This is a genomic window from Bradyrhizobium tropiciagri (assembly GCF_001189845.1).
Taxonomy (GTDB): domain Bacteria; phylum Pseudomonadota; class Alphaproteobacteria; order Rhizobiales; family Xanthobacteraceae; genus Bradyrhizobium; species Bradyrhizobium tropiciagri.
The window spans coordinates 44368-66246 of sequence record NZ_LFLZ01000002.1; the positions used below are offsets into that span (position 1 = coordinate 44368).

The following is a 21879-nucleotide window of genomic DNA, read 5'->3' on the forward strand; positions in this document are numbered from 1 at the left end:
GATGGAACAGGGCGGATGAAGACGTTGAATATCCTGAGCGGCGGCGCGGCGCAGGGACTGGTGCGCAGCCTTGCACCTGCGTTTGAGGCCGAAACCGGCCTCGGCATTGCCGGCGATTTTGGCGCGGTCGGCGCCATGGCCGACAGATTGCGGGCCGGCGTTCCGACCGACATCGTCATCCTGACCGCTGCGCTGATCGCTAAGCTTGCCGACGAAGGGTTGGTCTTGCGCAGCTCGATCGCCGACATCGGCCGCGTTGAAACGGCGCTTGCGGTCCGCGCGGGCGATCCACCGGCGCGCGCCGAGGACGCAGCAAGCCTGCTTACCGTCCTGCTTGCTGCGGACGCGATCTTCGTGCCGGATACCAAGGCGTCAACCGCCGGCATTCATGTCGCCAAGATGCTGACGCAACTCGGCATCACTGACGCCGTCGCCGACCGGCTGAAGATCTTTCCGAACGGAGCGACTGCGATGCGGCATCTGGCCGAGTCCCGAGACCGGCGACCGATCGGTTGCACGCAATCGACCGAGATCATCAGCACTCCGGGTGTCGTGCTTTCGGGCACCTTGCCGCCGGGATGCGGGCTCGCGACCATGTATACGGCTGCCATCCCGACGCGGGCGTCGGCTGCACCGCAGGCGCAACGCCTGATCGCGTTGCTGACGTCGTCGGAGACATCGGAGCTACGGCGTCAAGCTGGCTTTCTCTCCTTAACGTCGTAGACCCAGGATGGGACTAATGCGCAGCGGCAAGCGCGTCTATGAGCGGCCCCAGACACCAGCGCCGCCAGCGGACGAAAAGTTGTAGCAGGGTGGTGTAAGAGCCCAACGCCGCCGGCAGATCGTGTCAGGGTGCCCTTTGATCGGAGGACCCAGAGCACGCCGCTTACGGGCAGAAGTGGGCATCGACCTGCCGACAATTCCTAATGAATCCGTCGAAAACGCCCCCAAAGCAGGGCGTGTTTGAGAGTCCAGACGTTGCCAATTCTACGAGAACTCGCGTATGCATTACGTGTAGGATCGTAGTGTAGGAAATTGAAATGGCGATGGAACTGAGGGGCGCGAGCGGCGAGGGATTTGCGACGATTGCCGCTGACGGTCGCGTGTTGGATTCCTGGTTTCTTCGGCTGAGCCTGGTTACGAACGCCGACAAGGCGGCAACGGTACGGCTGACGAGCGACGAGATCACCAGGTCGCTGGGCGAAGCGGCAGATGGATGTGAGCGACACGACGACATCCGCAATGTCGACATCGTGGCCATTCGTACGGAAATTGACTCCCTTGCATCGGCGCCGACTGATGTGCACGACGCATATCTTCGCCTCCATCTGCTGAGCCACCGGCTCGTCCAGCCGAATTGCCTGAACCTCGACGGAATATTCGGTCTGTTACCAAACGTTGCCTGGACGACGCTCGGTCCCTGCGAACCCTCTCGTGTACCGGACGCGCGACTCGGAGCGCGAAAGCGTTCCCTCGCCTTTGAGGTGACGGGCGTCGATAAGTTCCCGCGCATGACTGATTACGTGACGCCCGCGGACGTGAGAATTGCAGATGCGGATCGCGTCAGGCTCGGAGCTCACTTGGCACCGGGCACGACCGTCATGCACGAAGGCTTTTGCAATTTTAATGCGGGCACGCTCGGTCCCTGCATGGTCGAAGGCCGGATCAGCGCCGGTGTAGTTGTGGGAAGCGGCAGCGACATTGGTGGCGGAGCGTCGATCATGGGCACTCTTTCCGGAGGGGGGAAAGAGAGGATTACAGTTGGTGAGCGCTGCCTGATCGGAGCCAACGCCGGCATCGGCATTTCTTTGGGTGACGATTGTGTCGTCGAAGCGGGCTGTTATGTCACGGCAGGCGCGCGCATCCTTTTGGAAGATGGCCGAGTGCTGAAAGCGAAGGAACTCTCGGGCCAGAAGGGCCTGCTCTTTCGTCGCAACTCCCAGAGCGGCGCGCTTGAGGCAACCAGACGTACACCGAACTGGGACGGCCTCAACGCACAGCTTCACGGCTAGGCCGTTCACTCGAAGAAGTCGTCGACGACAATTGTGGCGCGTCAGCGATGTGGCCTTCTGGCCTATCGCGACATTTGCTGCGGTTTCATGGAGGCGGTCGGTGTCAGGTCGAACCGGGCATCGACGAAAATAAATATATGAGTCCGCGTCCTGGCCACCTACCGCGTCAGCTGCGTGAGCCCAGTTGGTGGCCCATCGACCGCCGTCCAGCCGCCGTCAACGAACAGCGTGCTGCCGCTGACATAGCTCGCGGCGTCGGATGCAAGATAGGCCACGGCGGTAGCGACTTCGTCGGCGCTGCTCCAGCGATTGAACACGGTGTGGCCGGCATAGAGACTATAGATGTCCGGTCGCTGCTTGAACGGGCCGGTCAATGCTGTCTCCGCGATGCTCGGCGCGATGGCGTTGACGCGGACGCCGGAGCGGCCGACCTCGGACGCGAAGCCCTTTACCAGGAGACCGATGGCTGCCTTGGTCGAGCCATAGACTGCGAGCCCCGGCTCGATCGTCACGGCGCGCACCGAGGAGCAGGCAATCAGGCTGCCGCCTTGCTGCTTGACCATGATGCGACCGAATGCCTGGAAGAACCAGACCGTGCCCTTGATGTTGAGGTTGATGACGCGGTCGAGATCCTCCTCGGTGTAGTCGAGAATGGTCTTGCGGATGTTCAGCCCCGGCGTGGTGACGGCGATGTCGACGCGCTGCAATTCCGCGAGCGCCTTCGTCGCCAGCGCCTCGACGTCGGCACGATCGGCCGCATCGCAGGCGGCGGCCGTTGCCGATCCACCCTGCTCCCGGATCGCTGCGGCGGTCGCCTCGGCGCCCTCCAGCGTGCGATCGGCGCACAGCACGCGGGCGCCAAGCGAGGCCAGCGCTTCAGCCGAGGATTTGCCGATACCCGAGGCGGCGCCCAGCACCACGGCAGTCTTGCCGGTGAGATCGAATAGCTTGCGGTAGTCGGTCATGGGACCTCCCGGGATGCGAGCGGTGTTGTTTGCCTTACGGTTCTTTCATATACTAATATATTAGTTTTGGGAGCAAGAATGCCTGCCCGCTCGTCGAAAAAGTCGGAGCACCGCAACCTTGCCGGCCACCGGCGGACCGGCCGTCCGCGCACCGCCACTGCTGCGGCGCGGATCTATGCTGAGCTGCGCGCTGAACTCGTCTCCTTGCAGCGCAGACCGGGCGCCCCGATCATCGAGGCCGAGATCGCACGCTCCTATGGCGTCAGCCGGACGCCGGTGCGGGAAGCCATCCTGCGCCTGTCGGACGAAGGCCTGGTCGAGATTTTCCCGCAGTCGGGCATCTTCGTGTCGCGCATACCGCTCGCCGCTCTCCCGGAGGCCATCATTGTCCGCAGGTCGCTGGAGGAAACCACGACCCGCATGGCGACCGAGCGCGCCAGCGCCAGCCAGATCCTCGGCCTGCACGCGATCCTCGAACGCCAGCGCGAGGCCGAGATGGCCGATGATCGCGAGGCATTCCACCAGGCTGACGAGGCCTTTCACGCCGCTATCGCCGAAATTGCCGGACACCCCGGCATTTGGAAGCTGATCCTGCAGGTCAAGGTTCACGTCGACCGCTTCCGGTGGCTCACCTTGCCGCAGCGTGGGCGGATGGCCGAGGTCATCGCCGAGCACGAGGCCGTCATGGCCGCGATGGAGGCATGCGACGCGGCAGCCGCCGGGGCGGCGATGACGAGACATCTCGAACGGCTTCTGGCCGACATCGCGGCCACCCAGCACGACAATCCGGAGTTCTTCGACGATCAACGCCAGCCGGCATGACCGCGGCCGGACTCCGGCCAGGCATTTTTGGGAGGAATGACAATGAACCGTACAGATCGATCGCGGACTCGCGGTGCCGGGCTCAACCGTCGCGACATCATCAAGATCGGCGCCGGCCTTGGCGCCGCGGCCACGACGCAGAGCGCCCTCGCCCAGTCGAAAGCGGTGTTCAAGGCGTCAGACGTGCAACCGCCCGGCTATCCGACCGTGGTCGCGACGGAAAATCTCGGCAAGAAGCTTGCGGCGGCGACCAACGGCCGCCTCTCGCTGCAGATGTTCCCCTCGATGCAGCTCGGCGGCGAAAAGGAAACCATCGAGCAGACCCAGATCGGCGCGATCCAGATGCTGCGCGTCAGCGCCGGCTCGATCGGCCCCATCGTCGACGACATCAACGTCGTCAACATGCCTTTCCTGTTCAAGAACATGGCGCATGCCGAGCGGATGATGGATGGCCCGATCGGCCAGGAACTGCTGGACAAGATCACAGTGAGCCCGAATGCCGGGCTGGTCGCACTGTGCTGGATGAATTCCGGAGCGCGCAGCCTCTACAACACCAAGCATTCGATCAAGACGATCGCCGACATCAAGGGCCTCAAGTTCCGCGTCATCGGCAATCCGATCTTCATCGACATGATGAACGCGCTCGGCGGCAACGGCGTCGCGATGGGTTACGACCAGGTGTTCAGCGCGTTGCAGACCGGCGTCATCGACGGCGCCGAGAACAATCCCCCGAGCTACGTCTTCAGCAATCACTACACCGCGGCGAAGCACTTCTCGCTCACCGAGCACCTGATCGTTCCCGAGGTGCTGGTGTTCTCGAAGCGGGCCTGGTCTGCGCTGTCGGCCGACGACCAGACGCTGATCAAGAAGCTTGCCCGCGAGGCGCAGATGGAAGAGCGCGCGCTCTGGAACACATACGAGCAGCAGGCGATGGAAAAGGCGAAAGCCGCCGGCTGCGAGATCATCGAGATCGCCGACAAGACGCCCTTCCAGAATGCGGTCAAGCCGGTATGGGACAAATACGGCCCGAAATACCAGGACATGATCGGACGCATCCAGTCTGCCTGACACGGCACCACGCGAGAAATCGACAACATACGGGAAATGGACATGGCCGGATCATATCGCCGCGCGATGGACTATCTGTATCTGGCCTGCGTCATCACCGGCTCTGCCGCGTTGATCTTGATTTCAGCGGTCATCCCCTGGGCAGTGTTCACGCGCTACGTCCTGAACAGCGCGGCCTCCTGGCCCGAACCGCTCGCGGTGCTGCTCACCATCGTCGTGACCTTCATCGGTGCGGCGGCGGGATATCGGCTCAACCTGCATATGAACGTCGGCTATTTTGCCGGCAAGCTGCCGGACCCGCTCCGGGCGCTCGCCGACCTTGTCGTGCAACTGCTGATGGGACTGGTCGCGCTGTTCATGATGATATGGGGCTATCGGCTCGTCGAGGTGACCTGGCACAACACGATCGCCGACTTTCCGTCGCTGTCGGTCGGCGTCACCTATCTTCCAATTCCGATCGGCGGCTGCTGCCTGCTGCTGTTCATCATCGAACGGATCTTCCTTGGCGCACCGCCCGATCCGATCAGCCCGCATCGCGACGCATCGATCGACTGACCGCGAGAAGCCACCATGGACATCTCCCTCCTGCTCGCGACCATGCTGCTATGTTTCCTGATCGGCATGCCGATCGCCTACTCGCTGGCGATGGCGGCCATCGTCGGCGCCTTGTGGATCGGCATTCCGCTCGAAGCAGTGATGCTGAAGATCTCCGACGGCGTCAGCAAGGTCGCGATGCTGACCATTCCGTTCTTCGTGCTGGCCGGTGCGATCATGGCCGAGGGCGGCATGGCCCGGCGCCTGGTCGCGTTTGCCGACGTGCTGGTGGGGTTGACGCGTCTGCGCGGCGGCCTTTCGATCGTCAACGTGCTGGCAACGACGTTCCTGAGCGGCATCTCCGGATCGGCCGTCGCCGATACATCGGCGATCGGTTCGGTGATGATCCCGCAGATGGAACAGAACGGCTATCCGCGCGTGTTCGCCACGAACCTGACGATCACCTCGTCGGTTCAGGCTCTCCTGGTGCCGCCGAGCCACAATGCGGTGCTTTACTCGCTTGCGACGGGCGGAACGATCTCGATCAGCGCCCTCTTCATGGCCGGCGTATTCCCGGGGCTGCTGCTCGGCTTCTCGCTGATCATTCTGTGCCTTGCCGTCGCCTATCGCGAGAAGCACCCGCACGGCCAGACCGTGCCGGCCAAGGACGCGATCCGGATCGCCATCGATGCCTCCTGGGGCCTCATCACCCTCGTCATCATCCTGGGCGGCATTCTCGGCGGCATCTTCACCGCGATCGAAGCTGGCGCCATCGCCTGCATCTGGGCGTTCTTCGTCACCATGTTCATCTATCGCGACTATCGCTGGCGCGACCTGCCGGTGCTGCTGCATCGCACGCTGCGCACCGTCGCCATGGTGATGACGCTGATCGCCTGCGCCTCCAGCGTCGGCTACATCATGGCGCTGACGCAGATGCCGGCCAAGATGACCGCCTTCTTCCTGTCGATCTCCGACAACAAGTACGTCATCCTGCTCCTGATCAACGTCCTGCTGCTGGTGCTCGGCACGCTGGTCGACATGGCGCCGTCGATCCTGATCGCAACGCCGATCCTGCTGCCGGTCATGAAGAACTTCGGCGTCGATCCGGTCCATTTCGGCATGATCATGCTGCTCAATCTCGGCATCGGCCTGTGCCATCCACCCGTCGGTGCGATCCTGTTTGTCGGCTGCGCGGTCGGCAAGGTCACAATCGAGCAGGTCATGCGCAAGATCTGGCCGTTCTATGCGGTGATGTTCTTTGTCCTGATGTGCGTGACCTATCTGCCGGAAATCTCGCTATGGCTGCCGCGGCAGCTTCAGGCGCTGCACTGAGAGCAAGCTGCACCTTGCACTACCGCGGCAAACGCGGCAGCATCATGGCTAGAAGCGCGCCGGCGCCGGCTCCGTCAAGAAAGGGTATCCGTCGTGAGGACCATCGACTTGAGCCGAGAACTCTATTACCACACGCCGAGCTATCCCGGCCATCCGCCATCATGTCCCCAGGGCATTTTCGCCCGATCAATGAATATCCGCTGGAGAAGTGCATCGCGCCCGGCATCTGTCTCGACCTGCGCCACATTATGGCGCGGGCCGAGATCATCCCCTCCGACCTCGCTACGGCGGTGAAGGCGGCCGGACGCCCGATCCCGAAAGGCGGCACCGTCCTGCTCTGCACCGGCCATCATGCGCGGACCTTTCCGCGCAAGGAGTATTCGACCGACAATGCCGGCGTGAATGTCGCGGCCACCGAGTGGCTGGCGAAACAGGGCATCGTTCATTTCGGCATCGACTCGATGCGCTCGGGTCCCGACGGCGACGAGAACCTGCTCGTCCACAAGGCCTGCTTCGATCTCGATATCACCCACATCGAGAGCCTGTGCAATCTCGAAGCCCTGCTCGATCATCAGTTTTTGGTTTGATTCTGACTTTGAAGGATGTGCATTTCTGCCCGAGACAAGTGCTGACGAAGCGCGGCAATTGCTTGAAGGTTCACCTCGAATGCGACGGGACCCATTTCCTTTGTCTCTAATCGAAGGGCAGCATGTCCATCGGAACGCAACATTGTCTCCGAACCGGTCACATTCAGGATCACAAGATTCATTTTTCCTCCGATCGGGTACGTCCCCTCGCGCTTCAGACGCTTCCTATTTGGTGCTTAGACTTCGCCGCCCCTTGCGTCGGCTTCGGAGCGGCTTAGATGGGCCCCTTTGCCGTTCCTTTTAATCACGCAATCGGCCCTATAGCACGAATCGCCATCCTCACTGCCACCGATTCAACTTATATCCATTGGATCGCAGCCGCCTGGTCCTCGACGCCCGGTCCAGCTGGCCAAATAAGCTGTCCAGTCAGCCGGCATCGCGCAGCGATCGATGCAGGGCGACACTCCCAGCATCATGTGCTATCAAGGTCCAATCTGCTCCGTTGTGCCGGACCAGCAGATGCAAAGAGTCGCAATATCATCGACGGCCCCTTCTGGTTACGTGAGTGCCTACGTCATCAACCCGGGCCTCTACCCAAGATCCGGTACAATCCCGACACGGACTATGCGTCCTTCCGAACTTGGCACTTCTCCAAACGTGATGCTGGTCGATCCGCAGCTCGTGATCAATTCGATCGCGGACCTGGTTGCGCGCGCAAAAGCCAGCCCGGACGAATTGAACCATGCCAGCCCGGGCCAAGGGACGACGCCGTATCTCGCAAGAGTGCTGACGTCGCCAGGTCGGTACTTGTGCAGTACTCGGGCGCAGGTCCAACCATCCAGGTGATCCTGAACGGAACGAGCCAGATCGCCTTTAATGCCCTCCGCCTGCCGATCCGCACATCGAGTCAGGCGCACTGAAGGCGCTCGCAGTCACCAGAACCCATCGCTGGTTCGATTTGCCCGATGTGCCGACCATGATCGAGCTCGGCTACAAGGATTTCGTCTCCGACACCTTTCAGGGCTTCTCCGCGCGCGTGAATACGCCTTCCCCGATCGTCGAGCTGCTGTCGGCGAAATCGATTGCGATCCTGAAGACGCCGAAGATCGCCGACCAGCTGCGCAACGACGGCTCCGAGGTGCTGGCGAGCGGTCCCGACGGCATGCGCAAGCGCATTGCGGATGAGGTTCCGACATGGCGCGACATCATCGCAAGGGCCGGCATCAAGCCCGTCTGAGCAGATCAACATTGCGCGACACGCACAGCGTGTGATCTTGCGACCGCCAACCGGCATCCCTTACGCTGTCCATCCATAACAAAAAGACAGGGAGGCGATCGTCATGACCACAAGGCGTGATTTCCTGAAGGCGGCAGCGACGGCGGCAGCAGGTATCGTGTTCTGCGGCTGCGGGCTCGTCCACAACGCGAATGCACAGCCGTCGCGGCAGAAGTTGCCGGTCAGCGTCGACGGTAAGCGCGTCAAGACGATCGACATTCACTCGCATTGCCACTTTCGCGAGGCGGGCGCCCTGCTCGGCGCCGATGCCGGAAAATATCAACTGCCGCCGGTCAACGGCGCCACGGAGGCCTTCATCGAGATCGACAAGCGCCTGGCTGCGATGGACGCACAGGCCGTCGATATGGAGGTACTCTCGATCAACCCGTTCTGGTACGACCGCGATCGCGACCTGGCCGGGAAGATCGTGAAGATCCAGAATGAAAAGCTCGCCGAACTCTGTGCCTCGAAGCCCGACCGGTTTGCAGCTTTCGCCTCGCTGACATTGCAGGCCCCTGACCTTGCGGTGCAGGAGCTGGAGACAGCCGTGAAGAAGCAGGGGCTGAAGGGCGCGGCGATCGGCGGTGTCGTCGATGGCGTCGAATTCTCCGATCCCAAGTTCCATCCAGTGTGGGCCAAGGCCGAGGAACTCGGCGTCCCCCTGTTCATCCATCCGCAGGGCGTTCCCGAGCTCGGCAAGCGGCTCTCCGGCAATGGCTGGCTTGGCAACACGATCGGCAATCCGCTCGAGACCGCGATCGCGCTCTCGCATTTGATCTTCGAGGGGACGCTCGATCGCTTCCCCGGATTGAAGGTCATCGCCGCGCATGGCGGCGGCTACCTGCCCTCCTATGCCGATCGCTCGGACCATCCCTGCCTAGTCGGACCGAAGGGATGCAATCCGGAGATCAAGCTCCAGAAGGCGCCGACCGAATATCTCAAGCAGATCTACTTCGACTCCCTGATCTTCACGCCGGAGGCGATCCGGCACCTCGCCGCCCAGGTCGGCGCCGGGCAGATCGTGCTGGGAAGCGACTATCCCTATCCATGGCAACTGGCGCCAGTCGACCACATCTTCGCCTGCGCGTCGCTGGGCGACGACGACAAGGCGAACATTCTCGGCCGGACCGCAGCGAAGCTGCTCGGCGTTACCGCGTGAGGATCGCAGCGGACCATTGGACCATCTGAATTGCCGCTGTCGCACCCTGATGCGCGACGACGGCATCAACGATCAGTTGGCCTTCACCGTCCGCATCTCATTGCGCGGCAAAGCGGTGGGCGCCGGCTGCGCGACCCTGGGCGGCGGGCTGGCGTCGGCGGCGTCGGTTCCGACGAACTCGGCCTGTGCCGCGTCCGATATCCATTTGACCGCAGCCGGGTGACTGACCAGCATCCCGATCAAGGCAACGATCACGAGCACGGGCAACGCGATCAGCTTGATGCTGAAGCTCTTGTAGTTGCTTTCCGGGTCCTGACGTCGGTTGTCGAAAGAGCCCTGCATGGATTCCTCCACAGTGCGGACGTGATCCGCCCGGGGCTCACTTACCGCAGGGCACGCAAGGCTGATGTGAATGATTTCACACGCTTTGTCCGGTTCACCGTTTCGTGAAGTGCAGACTGGACGAGCGGCCGGCGCGGCTACTCGCCGTCATCAGCCCCGGCGTCAACCAGCGCCTGAAGCGACTCGGGCTTCAGTACCACGATCGCGCCATGCTCGAGCCTCACCCAGCCGCGTGTCGCCCAGGCGCGGAGCTGCTTGTTGATGCTCTCGCGGGTCATGCCAACCATCTCGCTGATCTCCTGCTGGGTGATCGAGATGGTGCGCCCCTGCGGCTTGTGCTTGTCGCTGAGGCGCAGCAGCGCACTGGCCAGCCGGCCCGGCAAGTCCTGCAGGATCACTTGCTCGACCTGGTCGCTGGTCCAGCGCAACCGCGCGCACAGCAGCTCGATGAACTTCATCGCAAGCGTCGGCTGGCTGCGCACGAACGGAATGAACTCGCGCCGGTCGATAACGAACAGCTCGCAATTGGTATTGGCGGTGGCGTCTGCCGTCCGCGACAAACCGTCGAGTAGCGCGATCTCGCCGAAGATCTCGCCTGCCTCGATCAGGTTCAGAATGGCGTTGCGGCCATCGGGCGACGAGATGCTGATCTTCACCGTGCCCGAGATCACCGCAATCAGGCTGGTGCCCGGATCACCCTTCGAGAAGATCGTCGTCCCGCGCTTCAGCGTGATGTGCTTGGCATAGCGGCAGAGCTGATCGAATGCCTCGGGCTCAAGATCGGCGAAATAGGGATGCTTGCGCAGCACCGATAGTTTGTTGTTCGAAAACAACGGCGCGCCGGCAGTTCGTTCAATGGGCGGCGCACCGGTCATCGTGATCCAGACTGATTGTGTTGCGTTTAATCGGCGCGCCAGCAGCGCGACACCGACAGAGCCATCGATCAATGAAAGCGGAAACGAGTATAGCCCCGCCGCGGGCCTACAGCAACAAAAGGTCCGATCCGCCGGCAGCGGGCTGGAAGGCATCCAAGCTACAATTTGGAATAAATACGTGCCTATGCAACGCTCAATTGCAAGCAGCGGCTGCCCGTGATCCGGAATATCCGGTCCAGCGATGATCTCGCCTGGCAAAACCCGTCTGTCCGAGGGTCAGTGCCGCAAACTCACAACAGCTTGCCGTCTGGGCCAAAGAACGCGTGCGGCCCGTCAAACCGACCGATGGGGACCTGGTGCGTCACCAACTGTCCAAAATCCTGCCCGGGAAACCACGCGTGCAAGTGAAATGCAGGGGGTTCCACCTTGAACGACGGTACGCGGAGCTGCCCGAGGTCCAGATCGACCGCATGGTTCGGCGCGGGGCAAATTGTCACGGGAAGCCCCGCGAAGGTGGTCAGCATCGCACGGTGGACGTGCCCGCACGCGATCAGCCGCACACGCGGGTGACGCTTGACGATTCCCGCCAGCTCGTCGGCATTGAAGAGGTCTTGCCGGTCCATGTGCCAGATGCCGCCCTTGAATGGCGGGTGATGCAGGAAGAGCAGCGCCGGCCGGTCGACTGCGGCCGCCAGCGCCTCGTCCAGCCATTGCAGCGTGGACGCTTCGAGCATGCCGTGAGGCTTACCGGCAACGCTTGAATCGAGCAGCAGGAGATCGAGACCATTGACCTCGATCTTCTGGTCAAGCGGGCCTGTGGCGCGAACATAGGGCGCGGCCGGAAACGCTTCGCGCATCCACTCCCGCGAGTCGTGATTACCGGGAATGCCGGCAAACGGCAGCCGCAGCGGCGCGAGCAATCGCTTGAGATAATCGTATTCCTCGACCGACGGCGTATCGACAAGGTCGCCCGAGATGACAACGAAATCGGGCGCCGGCTCGAACGCGTTGAGTTCAGCCACGCAGCGCTCGAGCGCCTTGGCGGTATCGACCCGGCCGTAAGCCAACATTCCCGGCGGCTTGATGTGAAGGTCGGATATCTGGGCGATGAGAACAGGTTTCGACGGCATCGATGGATCTCAGGGTTCGGAAGGCAGAAGACGAAGCGCGTCGGCCGCGATCGAAAGCCCTACTCGATCGCCGACCTTGGCCTGGATCGTGTTGGGCGCGTCGACGTTGAGCGGCTTGCTCGATGCACCGCTCACGACAATCCGCTGCCGGTCGCCGATGAAGCTGATGGAATCGACGACGCCCGAGAGCGCCTCCGTCCCGGCGTTCGTCACGCGAATGGTTTCGGGGCGGATCATGACGGTCACGTTCGCGGTCGTCGCAGCGCCCTCGATCGGCAATCGCCCGCCGGGCAGGATCAACATGCCGTTCTCGATCGGAGCTTCCACGATATTCGCCGCTCCGATGAATTCGGCCACAAAGCGATCCTTCGGTGCGAAGTAGACCTCGCGTGGTGCGCCGATCTGGGCGATCGCACCTTTCCGCATCACCACGATGCGGTCGCCCAATTCCATGGCTTCGGCCTGATCATGCGTGACGTAGATCGTCGTAATGCCGAGTGCTCGCAACAACCGGTTAAGCTCACTCCGCAGCCGGTCCCGCAAGGCGGCATCAAGCGCGGTCAACGGCTCATCAAGCAGCAGTATTCCGGGCCGGATCGCGACCGCGCGCGCCAATGCGACGCGCTGCCGCTGGCCGCCCGAAAGTTGGTCGATACGGCGGTTCTCCAAGCCAATGATGTTCGTCAGAGCCACCAGTTCGGCGACGCGCGCGGCCTGCTCGTCCCTGGCAACGCCGCGGATCTTCAGCCCGTAGGCGATATTGTCCGCCACCGTCATGTTGGGGAACAAAGCGTAGGACTGAAACACCATCCCGACATTACGCCGTTCGATCGGGACCGAGGTCATATCCTTGCCGTCGAACAGCACCTTGCCGCCGGCGTCCGGCAGCTCGAGGCCGGCGATGATCCGCAGCATGGTGGTCTTGCCGCACCCGGACGGCCCGAGCAGCACCAGCGTCTCGCCGCGCGCAATGTCGAGGGTCGCGGGATCAAGCGCGCGCGTGCCGTCGGCAAAGGTCTTGCCGCACGCCTCGATCCGCACCGCTGCACCGTGCCCCGCCGTACTCATCGCTTGTGGTCCCCATCGGCCAGCAGTTGCATCGCAACCAGGAGCGGAATGATCATCACGAAGAAGATCAGCGTGTAGGCCGAAGCGACTTCGAGCCGCATCGAGGCATAGCTGTCCGCGAGCCCGATCGGCAATGTCTTCGTCAACGGCGTATGCAGCATCCAGGTCAGGTTGAATTCACCGAGCGACAGCGTGACCACCATCAATGCGCCAGCCAGAATTCCAGGCAGCGCGTTCGGCACGATGACATCGCAGAACCGCCGCCACGGCGAGGCGCCCAGCGAGGCCGCCCCCTCATCTAGCGTCTTGATATCCACGGTGGCAAACACCGCCATCACCGAGCGCACCATGAACGGCATGGTAAAGATCACGTGGCCGACCAGGATGAACAGCCAGGAACGGCGGAAGTCGCCAAAGCTCCCATAGGCGAGCAGAAGTGCCAGCGCGATCGCGAGCCCCGGAATCGCCAGCGGCAAGGTGATGATCTCCTCGACGATGCGGGCAAGCCGGCCTCCCCGCGCATGCAGCGCATAGGCCGCGGGAACTCCCGCAAACAGCGTGACGGCAAGTGTCGCGAAGGCGATCACGAACGAGAGCAGAATGGTGCCGGCGTAGAGCTCCCAGACCTGCGCGACCCATTGCAGCGTCACGCCGGACTGGATGCCGCGGAAATAATTGACGGTGACGCCGGCGGAGATCGAAAGCCCTGCGGGCACCACCAGGAATGCCGCAACAAGCAGTGTGAAGATGAATTGGCTGGCGAAGATCAGGCGATCGCGCATGCTTCACCCGGCCGCCGCGACCGCGCTGCCGCTGAACGTGCGGGCGAGTGCCAGGATGAGCCAGGTGATCAGGCCGAGCCCCACCGACAGCGCGGCTGATGTCGCGAAATTGGCGGCCAGCGTGAACTCGGTGTAGATCAGCATCGGCAGCACGTCGATGTTCGTCGCCAGCGTGAAGGCGGTCCCGAAGGCCCCCATCGCGGTCGCAAATGCGATCGCTCCGGACGCAACGAAAGCCGGCGCCAGGGCCGGCAGCACGACGTCACGCTGGACCGCCCAGGGGCTGGCGCCGAGCGAACGCGCCGCTTCCTCCAGACCGACATCGAGCTTCTGCACGGCCGCCATGATCGTGAGGATCACGCGCGGGATCGAGAAGTAGAGATAGCCCAGGAAGAGCCCGTAGATCGAATAGGCGAACACGAACTTTTCGCCGAAGATCCGGTTCGACAGATCGCCGATCAGCCCTTGGCGTCCGGCCAACAGGATGATCATGAAGCCGACCACCACGCCTGGAAAGGCCAGCGGAAAGGTCAGCATCGCGATCAGCACGGTCCGCCCGGGGAAGCGGTGCCGCTGCAGGAACATTCCGGCAATCGTCGCCACGATCAACGTGACGACCGTGGTTGCCGCCGCCAGCAGCACGGTGTTGAACAGCGTCGCGCGATAGCGGCCTTCGGTCAGGATGGCGAGATATCCAGCGAGCCCGTGCGGACCTTCAGCGCCCGCAACCACCAGCCGCGCCATCGGCAACAGGAAGAATGCCGTGGTCACGACCGCAAGCGGCAGCAGGCAGAGCCAAACGAAAGACTTTTGCGACATCGGAAGAATGGTGCCCCGCGAAAGGCACCATATTGCCTCAGCGAACCTCGGCGAGATAGCGGTCGACGACGGCTTTTTGCACGTTTTCCATCTCACCCCAGTCGACGCTCTTGGCGCGGGCATAGTCGCTGTCGGGGAGGAATTTGCCCTTCACGGACGCCGGCAGCTCGATCGGGCGGGCCGGACGCAGATAGGCATTGGTCCAGATCGCCTGCCCTTTGTCGGACAAGAGATAGTCCATCACCTTCTTGGCCTTCTCCTTGTCGGGCGCGTTCTTCACGAGACCGACGACATAGGGAAACACCACCGAACCTTCGCATGGGATCACAAACTCGAAGTTGCCCTTCTCGGAGTATTTCGCGCGGTAGGCGTTGAAGTCGTAGTCGAACAGGATCGGCATCTCACCGGAGACGACGCGGGCATACGACGTCTGCTTGGGCACGATCGGATCGTTCTTGCGCAATTCCTTGAAGAAGCTGATCGCCGGATCGAAATTGGTGGACGAGCCGCCCAGCGCCAGATTGACGGCGACCGCGCCGACATAGCCGACAGCTGCGGAGGACGGGTCGAGATAGCCGACCATGCCCTTGTAGTCGGGCTTCAGCAGGTCCTTCCAGCAGGCCGGCACCGGCTTGCCACCGAGTGCATCCTTGTTGACGAACAGGCCGAGCGTGCCGGAGTGGATCGTGGTCCAATAGCCGTCCGGATCCTTGAGGCCTGCAGGGACCTGATCCCAGTGCGCCGGCTTGTAAGGCTCGAGCGCGTCCTGCGCTTTGGCCTTCATGCCGAAGGTCACGCCGAAATAGCCGATATCGCCAACCGGATTGCTCTTCTCGGCCAGGATCTGGGCCAGAGCCTGGCCGGAATTCTTGTTGTCATGCGGGATATCGTAGTTGAGGTCCGCCTTGATCGCCTTCAGCATCGAGGCCCAGTCAGCCCATTCCGGCGGGCAATTGTAGCAGATCACGTCGGCTGCCTTGGCGGATTGCCACGCGCGATCAGTGTCAGCGCCAGCAACGCAAGGACAAGGCGGACGGTCTTCATGGGAGGCTCCGGTCTGGGAGAGGATGCAATGGGGATTTCAACATCAACCGCGCGACCAAGTATAGGCCGCGTATGAACGTTTTGCGACGCGCTTGCTGCCGTGCAGCAAAGCGAGCTCCCCCAAATGCCGGCCATCGGATGCTCGCGGCAACCCGTCGTTTCGCGCTAGGCTGCCAGGCAAAAGAGGAAGCGCCCATGTATCAGCCGCCCGGCGTCAAGACATCGTCCGACCTTCCCGTCTCCGATCTGATGAAAGCCTGGGTCCTTGGTGACCCCGACCAGCTCCACCTTTCCGAGAAGCTGACGCCGGTCCCGTCGCGCGCCGAAGTGCTGGTGCGTATCGACGCGGTTGCGATTTGCGCCACTGATCTGGAAATCATCCATGCCGGCTCGCCGGCAAGCATTGAGGGCGGCCTGCCCTTCAACAAAAACTTCACGCCGGGTCACGAGTACATGGGCACGGTTGCCGCACTCGGGCCTGACGTCGACGAATTCAGGATCGGTGAACGGGTCAGCGTCGAAATCCATGCCGGCTGCGGCCAATGCAAGCGCTGCCGCCAGGGCATGTACACGTCCTGTCTCAACTATGGGAAGCCGGAAAAGGGCCACCGCGCCAACGGCTTTACGACCGATGGCGGGTTCGCCGAATACGCGGTCAACCATATCAACACGCTGGCGCGCGTCCCCGACACCATGAGCGACGCGGAAGCGACGCTTGTGGTGACTGCCGGGACATCGATGTATGGCTTGACGGAATTGGGGGGATTGGTGGCCGGCGAGAGCGTCGTGGTGATTGGCCCAGGGCCGATCGGACTTCTCACAGTAGCTGTGGCCAAGGCGCTTGGCGCAAGCCCGGTCATCCTGACCGGCACGCGCAACAAGCGGCTGGCGATCGGCGGGGAATTGGGGGCCGATCGCGTCATCAACATCAACGATGAAAACGCCGTTGAGGTCGTGAAGCAACTAACAGGTGGGATTGGCGCCGACTATGTCGTCGAATGTGCCGGCACCGAAGCGACACTCAACCAGGCCATTCACATGACCAATCGCGGCGGCAAGATCTGCCTTGCCGCCTTCCCGCACGAGGCCGCGTCGCTGGACATCGCGCATCTCGTGCGGAACAACATTTACGCCTACGGCATCCGCGGCGAAGGCCGCAGCGCCACGCATCGCGCGATGGAACTGATGGCGGCGAAACGGTTCGATGCGACGAAGATCCACACGCATACGTTTCCGCTGGCCGACCTGCTGACGGCGCTCAGATATGCGCGGGATCGTGTCGACGACGCGATCAAGGTCGTGGTGACCAATCGCAAGGCCGACGCGATCGCGCGCGCTGCCGAGTGAGTCCGGGGCTGCGCGGACGAGCGCTGCCAGGAAAGCCTGCTCACACCGAGCAGTATCGTTCCTTGATCTCCTCATCGGCCAGCAGCGCTTGCGCCGACGCCTGATGCACCACGGAGCCTTGATCCAGGACATAGGCACGATCGGCGATGCCCAGCGCGAGTTCGACGTTCTGCTCGACCAGCAGAACCGTTGTTCCCTGTGCCTTCATGCTGCGGAACAGCTCGAACATCTCGTCGACCAGGACGGGCATGATGCCCTCCGAAGGCTCATCCAGCATGATCAGGTCGGGCTTTGCGATCATCGCCCGCGCGATCGCCAGCATCTGCTGCTCGCCGCCGGACATCGTCACCGCCTCTTGATCCATGCGCTCGGCCAGCCGCGGGAATATCACGGCAATCTCTTCGAGCAGCTCGGCTTCCCGCTTCTTCGCAGGTGACGCGACCAGGCCCAGTCGAAGATTCTCCCGGACCGACAGGCCCTGCACAATGCGACGCTCTTCGGGAACATAGGCCAGGCCCAACGCGAAGCGCACATGCGCCGGCTGACGCAGCAGCTCCTCACCCTTGAAGGTGACCGAGCCGCGTGTCCGCCCCATCAAGCCCATGATCGATTTCAGCGTCGTCGTCTTGCCGGCTCCATTGCGGCCGATCAGGCAAACGATCTCGCCTTTGGTCACCTCGAGACCGATGTCCTGCAACGCGTGGCTTGCCCCATACCAGGCATTGAGCTTGCTGACCTGCAGCATCGCCTCAGTGCTCCCGCTGACCAAGATAGACACGTTTCACCGCCTCGTTCTGCCGGACCTCCTGCGGCGTGCCCTCGGCAAGCAGTTCTCCGTGGTGCAGCACGAGGATGCGGTCGCTGATCCCGAGCACCAGCTTCATCTTGTGCTCGACGAGGATGACCGTGCGCTCCTTTGCGAGCTTCAGGATCAAATCCATCATGGTCCGGGTTTCCTCCGGGCTCATGCCGGCCGTGGGCTCGTCCAGCAGCAGCAACCGGGGTTGGCTCGCAAGCGCCATGCCGATCTCCAGCGCCCGCTGCTCGCCATGCGCCAGCGTCTTGGCGGCGCGTTCCCGGGATTCCCACAGCCCGACCAAAGCCAGCAACTCGTCAGCCCGCTCGACCAGTTCGGTCAGGCGCGCACGGGGACGCCAGATGTCATATCGCGACACCAGCGCTTGCAGACCAACGCGGATGTTCTCACGCGTCGTGAGCTGCGGAAACACGCTGGTGATCTGAAAGGATTTTGCGATCCCCATGTGCGCAAAGCGATGTTGCGGCAAGCCGGTGACATCCCTGCCCTCGAACTCAACGCTGCCCTTCGTCGGCCGAAAGGCGCCGCACAGCAAGTTGAAGTAGGTGCTCTTTCCAGCCCCGTTCGGACCAATGATGGAGGTGATCGCTCCCCTGGAAAACTCGGCCGAGATGTTGTTCAGAGCGACAAACTTTCCGAACGTCTTGCCGACGCCCCTGGTGCGCAGAATGATTTCGCTGGCTTGACCTGCTGCGGTCGTCATCGCTTGCCCCGCGCGATCAGTGTGCCCCAGATCCCGGCGGGGAAGAACAGCACGCATGCAATGAAGATGGCGCCAACGATCAGTTGCCAATGAACGGTCCACACGGAGACGATGTTCTCCAGGACCAGGAAGACCGCCGCGCCGACCATCGGCCCGAAGAACGTCCCCATGCCACCCAGCAGCGCGATCATCACGACCAGGCCCGAGGTCTCGTAGTGCAGGATCTCGATCGGAACGATCGACAGGTGCAGAGCCTGCAACGCACCCGCGAGACCACAGAAACCGCCCGACAGGACGAAAGTCAGCAAGCGTGTCAGGGTCACGTCATAGCCCGATGCGCGGGCACGCATCTCGTTCTCCCGCACCGCTTCAATGACGGCACCGAAGGGCGAGGCGAGAATGCGCGACATCACGAAGAATGCAGCGATCACAAAAGCCGCGATGACGTAATACCGGATCATCGGATTGATGAAATCGATCCGCAGGCCGAACAGATCGATGGTACGGACATTGATGCCGCGCAGGCCATTCTCGCCGCCGGTCAAGTCTACCGCCTGATAGAACAGGTAATAGACACATTGCGACAGAGCCATCGTGACCATGGCGAAGTAGATACCGCGGGTCCTGATCGCGAGCACGCCGATCAGCAGTGCCATGAGCAGCCCACCGGCGAGCCCGGCCGCAATCGCCGCATACCACGGCCAACCGAAGTGCACGATGGCGATGCCACAGAGATAGGCGCCGGTCCCGAACAGCGCCGCGTGCCCGAACGACAAGAGACCCAGATAGCCAAACACGAGGTTGAACCCGAGGGCGTACAGCCCGTAGATCAGAATATTCACGGCGAGCGCCGTGAACGGCATCACCAACGGGAAGATCAGGATGACCGCCGCAACAATGCTGGCGCGATGTCGCGTTGCGAACTCGTACCAGCCACCCGTCGTGGCCCGAGGCTGTTTGATCGATTGAGTGGTTTCGGTCATGCCAGGCTCAGCTCATCAATCCGGCGCGGCCGAAGAAGCCTGGGGACGAACAATGAGGACGATCGCCATCAGGGCAAAGATCGAGACCTTGGCCATCTCCGGGGCAAACAGCGAGGTCATGCTGACCACTACACCGACCAGGAGGCCCGCCAGTACGGCACCGCCGATCGACCCCATGCCTCCAACGACCGTCACCACGAACGCCTCGGCGAGAATCGTGCCCCCCATCTCCGGAATGACGCCTTGGAGCGGGGCCGCTAACAGGCCGGCGAAGCCTGCAATCGCGGTGCCTATCCCGAACACGATCAACCAGACCCTGGAAACATCGACCCCAAGGACGCGGACGATCTGCGGATCGCGCGCACCGGCGCGGATGATCAGCCCGAAGCTGGTCTTCTCCAGAAACAGCCACAGCGCCAGCAGAACGACGGCCGTCGCGCCGATCACAAATAGACGGTAGAGCGGGAAATAGCCGACACCGATGTCGACGGCGCCCTGCAGGACCTCGGGCGTATCGAACGGATAGCCGGTCTTGCCAAAGGCAATGCGCACGCACTCCACCATCACGTAGCTGAGCCCGAAGGTCAGCAGCAGCGGATAGTCGATGCCGCGACCGTAGAGCGGCCGGATCAGCACGCGCTCAACGGCAAGGCCGAACAGTCCAATCGCGATCGGCACAGCCACGAGGCAAATCCAGAAATTGCCCCCGATCGAGATCAGATAAAGTCCGACATAGGCGCCGACCATGTAGAAGGCGCCATGGGCGAAGTTGACGACCGTCAGCATCCCGAAGATCAGCGAGAGGCCGATCGCAAACAGCACGTAGATTGCGCCGAGCGCCAACCCGGCAAACAGCTGCAGCGCAATCAGGTCAAAGCTCAGGCCCGCCATTTGTCCCCCTCGGCACAACGCTCACCGCTTCGCAGCGCGCGCCGGCGCATGGCTCAGCTCTTGTGACCGAGCGCCTCGCAGGTGCGCAGGTACTTCTCGTTAGGCTCTTCGGTCGACAGGACCTCGAACACGTCGGACTCGTTCTTCATGTCCTTGGACTTCGACTTGATCACGAGCACCGACTGCACCGACTGGTGATCGCATTTGCGATAGTATTGCGGTCCCTTGTAGTAGTCATACTTCAGGGCTTCCAGTGCAGCGACGACCTTGTTGGTCTCCACGCTGCCCGCGCCCTTGACCGCCTCGAGCACGGTCCGCACCCCGCCATAGCCGAGCGCACCGTAGTCGGTGGGCAACTTGCCGTCATACATCTTGCGGAAGGCGTCGTTGAACGCCTTGGTCGAGGCAAACTTGTCTTCGATGCCCCAGTAGAACGAGCAGCCGCCGACGACGCCTTCGAATGCCTGGGGTCCCGCCGCGACGCGGCTGGCATGCGAGAGCAGTGGTGCGATGATCTGGATCGATTTCTTGATGCCGAAGTCGGTTGCCTGCTTCAGCGCGATCTGCTGGTCGCGGCCGAAATTGCTGATACAGAGAATGTCGGGCTTGAGCGCCTGGAGACGCGGCAGCAGGGTCGAGAAGTCAGTCGTCCCGAGCGGATGGCGAATATCGCCGAGGTTTTCGATGTTGAATTCCTTGCCCACTTCGAGGAAGCCGCGCACCATCTCGTGACCGTAGGCGTAGTCCGCCGTGAGGAACGCAACCTTCTTGCCGAACTTGGCGAAAGCGTACCGGCCGACCGCGCCTGACGTCATATGCGGATTCAGCGCTTCGTGGAAAGTGTATTTGCTGAGGTCCGCCGCCTCGTTGATGGCGTCGGACTGGCTGATCGAATTGAAGATGACGCCACGCTCCTTGGTGACGTTGTTGATCGCAAGCTGAACCGCCGCCGAGAGACTGCGACGACGAAATTCACCTTCTCCTTCTCGACCAGCTCCACGTCCGCGTCGCCGCTTCACCCGGATTGAGCTTGTCGTCGCGCACGACGAGCTCGGCCTTGCGGCCGTTGAGGCCGCCGGCGTCATTGAATTGGGCGACGGCCAGCTGAGCGGCCCGCACCTGATCCTGGGCCTCGGCGCCATAAGGACCGGTCAAGGGAACGGGGAAGCCGATCTTGATCGGTGCTTCCTCGGCCTGCAGCAGATTGATGCGAAAAGGCGAGACGGCGAGAGCGGCGCCGGCGCTTGCCGTCGTCAGCAGGCGACGCCGCGATATCGAACCGGCTTTGGTGACCTTCTTCGTCATGACTATCCTCCCCAAAAA

At 62.4% G+C, this 21879-nt stretch carries 24 protein-coding genes and 2 pseudogenes; 12 read left to right on the forward strand and 14 right to left on the reverse strand.

Features of this window, described 5'->3' with window-relative positions; all coding sequences use genetic code 11:
- The first annotated feature begins 15 nt into the window (after positions 1-15).
- A complete protein-coding gene (locus AKN84_RS02000; RefSeq protein ID WP_050419120.1) occupies positions 16-723 on the forward strand; it encodes a molybdate ABC transporter substrate-binding protein in 708 nt (235 codons plus the stop codon).
- A gap of 317 nt (positions 724-1040) precedes the next feature.
- Positions 1041-2012 (forward strand): 2,3,4,5-tetrahydropyridine-2,6-dicarboxylate N-succinyltransferase, encoded by a 972-nt coding sequence (dapD, locus tag AKN84_RS02005; RefSeq protein ID WP_050419121.1) that lies wholly within the window; start codon positions 1041-1043, stop codon positions 2010-2012.
- A 158-nt stretch (positions 2013-2170) separates the two neighbouring features.
- Here dapD and AKN84_RS02010 read toward each other — a convergent pair whose 3' ends face one another.
- Complete coding sequence (locus tag AKN84_RS02010) at positions 2171-2977, reverse strand: SDR family NAD(P)-dependent oxidoreductase (RefSeq protein ID WP_050419122.1); 807 nt, start codon at positions 2975-2977, stop codon at positions 2171-2173.
- A gap of 78 nt (positions 2978-3055) precedes the next feature.
- Between AKN84_RS02010 and AKN84_RS02015 the strand changes: the two genes are divergently transcribed.
- The 5 genes from AKN84_RS02015 to AKN84_RS02035 all read left to right on the forward strand — a co-directional run bounded on the left by AKN84_RS02015 (position 3056) and on the right by AKN84_RS02035 (position 7320).
- On the forward strand, positions 3056-3799 hold the full coding sequence (locus AKN84_RS02015) for a GntR family transcriptional regulator (RefSeq protein WP_050419123.1): 744 nt from the start codon (positions 3056-3058) through the stop codon (positions 3797-3799).
- Positions 3800-3841: 42 nt separating this feature from the next.
- Complete coding sequence (locus AKN84_RS02020) at positions 3842-4867, forward strand: TRAP transporter substrate-binding protein (RefSeq protein WP_050419124.1); 1026 nt, start codon at positions 3842-3844, stop codon at positions 4865-4867.
- Positions 4868-4909: 42 nt separating this feature from the next.
- Entirely contained in the window at positions 4910-5422 is a 513-nt protein-coding gene (locus tag AKN84_RS02025; protein WP_050419318.1) for a TRAP transporter small permease, read from the forward strand.
- 15 nt (positions 5423-5437) lie between these two features.
- Positions 5438-6733, forward strand: coding sequence for a TRAP transporter large permease (locus AKN84_RS02030; protein ID WP_050419125.1), 1296 nt, complete (start codon positions 5438-5440; stop codon positions 6731-6733).
- Positions 6734-6894: 161 nt separating this feature from the next.
- Positions 6895-7320 (forward strand): cyclase family protein, encoded by a 426-nt coding sequence (locus tag AKN84_RS02035; RefSeq protein ID WP_050419126.1) that lies wholly within the window; start codon positions 6895-6897, stop codon positions 7318-7320.
- On the opposite strand, the gene AKN84_RS44460 is transcribed toward AKN84_RS02035, so the two are convergent.
- Positions 7305-7502 (reverse strand): hypothetical protein, encoded by a 198-nt coding sequence (locus tag AKN84_RS44460; RefSeq protein WP_128970351.1) that lies wholly within the window; start codon positions 7500-7502, stop codon positions 7305-7307. The two genes, AKN84_RS02035 and AKN84_RS44460, sit on opposite strands and share 16 nt — an antisense overlap.
- A gap of 292 nt (positions 7503-7794) precedes the next feature.
- On the opposite strand from AKN84_RS44460, the gene AKN84_RS50565 reads away from it, so the two are divergent.
- The 3 genes from AKN84_RS50565 to AKN84_RS02045 all read left to right on the forward strand — a co-directional run bounded on the left by AKN84_RS50565 (position 7795) and on the right by AKN84_RS02045 (position 9755).
- On the forward strand, positions 7795-8166 hold the full coding sequence (locus tag AKN84_RS50565; protein WP_430649879.1) for a tripartite tricarboxylate transporter substrate-binding protein: 372 nt from the start codon (positions 7795-7797) through the stop codon (positions 8164-8166).
- A 55-nt stretch (positions 8167-8221) separates the two neighbouring features.
- Positions 8222-8557 (forward strand): Bug family tripartite tricarboxylate transporter substrate binding protein, encoded by a 336-nt coding sequence (locus AKN84_RS49865; protein WP_128970353.1) that lies wholly within the window; start codon positions 8222-8224, stop codon positions 8555-8557.
- Positions 8558-8660: 103 nt separating this feature from the next.
- Positions 8661-9755 (forward strand): amidohydrolase family protein, encoded by a 1095-nt coding sequence (locus AKN84_RS02045; RefSeq protein ID WP_050419128.1) that lies wholly within the window; start codon positions 8661-8663, stop codon positions 9753-9755.
- Between the two features lie 72 nt (positions 9756-9827).
- On the opposite strand, the gene AKN84_RS02050 is transcribed toward AKN84_RS02045, so the two are convergent.
- Both AKN84_RS02050 and AKN84_RS02055 read right to left on the reverse strand, forming a co-directional pair.
- A complete protein-coding gene (locus AKN84_RS02050) occupies positions 9828-10097 on the reverse strand; it encodes a hypothetical protein (protein ID WP_050419129.1) in 270 nt (89 codons plus the stop codon).
- A 137-nt stretch (positions 10098-10234) separates the two neighbouring features.
- A complete protein-coding gene (locus AKN84_RS02055; protein WP_050419130.1) occupies positions 10235-10972 on the reverse strand; it encodes a Crp/Fnr family transcriptional regulator in 738 nt (245 codons plus the stop codon).
- Here AKN84_RS02055 and AKN84_RS47680 point away from each other — a divergent pair.
- A complete protein-coding gene (locus AKN84_RS47680) occupies positions 10917-11192 on the forward strand; it encodes a hypothetical protein (protein WP_162240839.1) in 276 nt (91 codons plus the stop codon). The genes AKN84_RS02055 and AKN84_RS47680 overlap by 56 nt on opposite strands.
- A gap of 70 nt (positions 11193-11262) precedes the next feature.
- Here AKN84_RS47680 and AKN84_RS02060 read toward each other — a convergent pair whose 3' ends face one another.
- The 5 genes and pseudogenes from AKN84_RS02060 to AKN84_RS02080 all read right to left on the reverse strand — a co-directional run bounded on the left by AKN84_RS02060 (position 11263) and on the right by AKN84_RS02080 (position 15815).
- Complete coding sequence (locus AKN84_RS02060) at positions 11263-12102, reverse strand: phosphodiesterase (RefSeq protein ID WP_050419131.1); 840 nt, start codon at positions 12100-12102, stop codon at positions 11263-11265.
- 9 nt (positions 12103-12111) lie between these two features.
- On the reverse strand, positions 12112-13170 hold the full coding sequence (locus tag AKN84_RS02065; protein WP_050419132.1) for an ABC transporter ATP-binding protein: 1059 nt from the start codon (positions 13168-13170) through the stop codon (positions 12112-12114).
- Positions 13167-13952 (reverse strand): ABC transporter permease, encoded by a 786-nt coding sequence (locus tag AKN84_RS02070; protein ID WP_050419133.1) that lies wholly within the window; start codon positions 13950-13952, stop codon positions 13167-13169. The genes AKN84_RS02065 and AKN84_RS02070 overlap by 4 nt, the downstream gene beginning before the upstream one ends.
- Before the next feature lie 3 nt (positions 13953-13955).
- Positions 13956-14771 (reverse strand): ABC transporter permease, encoded by an 816-nt coding sequence (locus AKN84_RS02075; RefSeq protein WP_050419134.1) that lies wholly within the window; start codon positions 14769-14771, stop codon positions 13956-13958.
- Positions 14772-14808: 37 nt separating this feature from the next.
- Positions 14809-15815, reverse strand: a pseudogene (locus tag AKN84_RS02080) (ABC transporter substrate-binding protein).
- A gap of 195 nt (positions 15816-16010) precedes the next feature.
- Here AKN84_RS02080 and AKN84_RS02085 point away from each other — a divergent pair.
- A complete protein-coding gene (locus tag AKN84_RS02085) occupies positions 16011-17162 on the forward strand; it encodes a zinc-dependent alcohol dehydrogenase (RefSeq protein ID WP_050419135.1) in 1152 nt (383 codons plus the stop codon).
- Positions 17163-17202: 40 nt separating this feature from the next.
- Here the strand turns inward: AKN84_RS02085 and AKN84_RS02090 are convergent, their stop codons facing one another.
- From AKN84_RS02090 to AKN84_RS02110, 5 genes and pseudogenes are all read right to left on the reverse strand, one after another.
- Positions 17203-17907: an ABC transporter ATP-binding protein gene (locus AKN84_RS02090; protein ID WP_050419136.1), complete on the reverse strand. Its 705-nt coding sequence runs from the start codon at positions 17905-17907 to the stop codon at positions 17203-17205.
- A gap of 4 nt (positions 17908-17911) precedes the next feature.
- Complete coding sequence (locus tag AKN84_RS02095; RefSeq protein WP_050419137.1) at positions 17912-18682, reverse strand: ABC transporter ATP-binding protein; 771 nt, start codon at positions 18680-18682, stop codon at positions 17912-17914.
- Entirely contained in the window at positions 18679-19665 is a 987-nt protein-coding gene (locus AKN84_RS02100) for a branched-chain amino acid ABC transporter permease (protein WP_050419138.1), read from the reverse strand. Before AKN84_RS02100 ends, AKN84_RS02095 begins: the two co-directional genes overlap by 4 nt.
- Positions 19666-19680: 15 nt before the next feature.
- The gene (locus AKN84_RS02105) at positions 19681-20556 is read right to left on the reverse strand and encodes a branched-chain amino acid ABC transporter permease (RefSeq protein WP_244484890.1); all 876 of its coding nucleotides are present in this window, start codon (positions 20554-20556) and stop codon (positions 19681-19683) included.
- Positions 20557-20609: 53 nt separating this feature from the next.
- Positions 20610-21861, reverse strand: a pseudogene (locus tag AKN84_RS02110) (ABC transporter substrate-binding protein).
- Positions 21862-21879 lie beyond the last annotated feature (18 nt).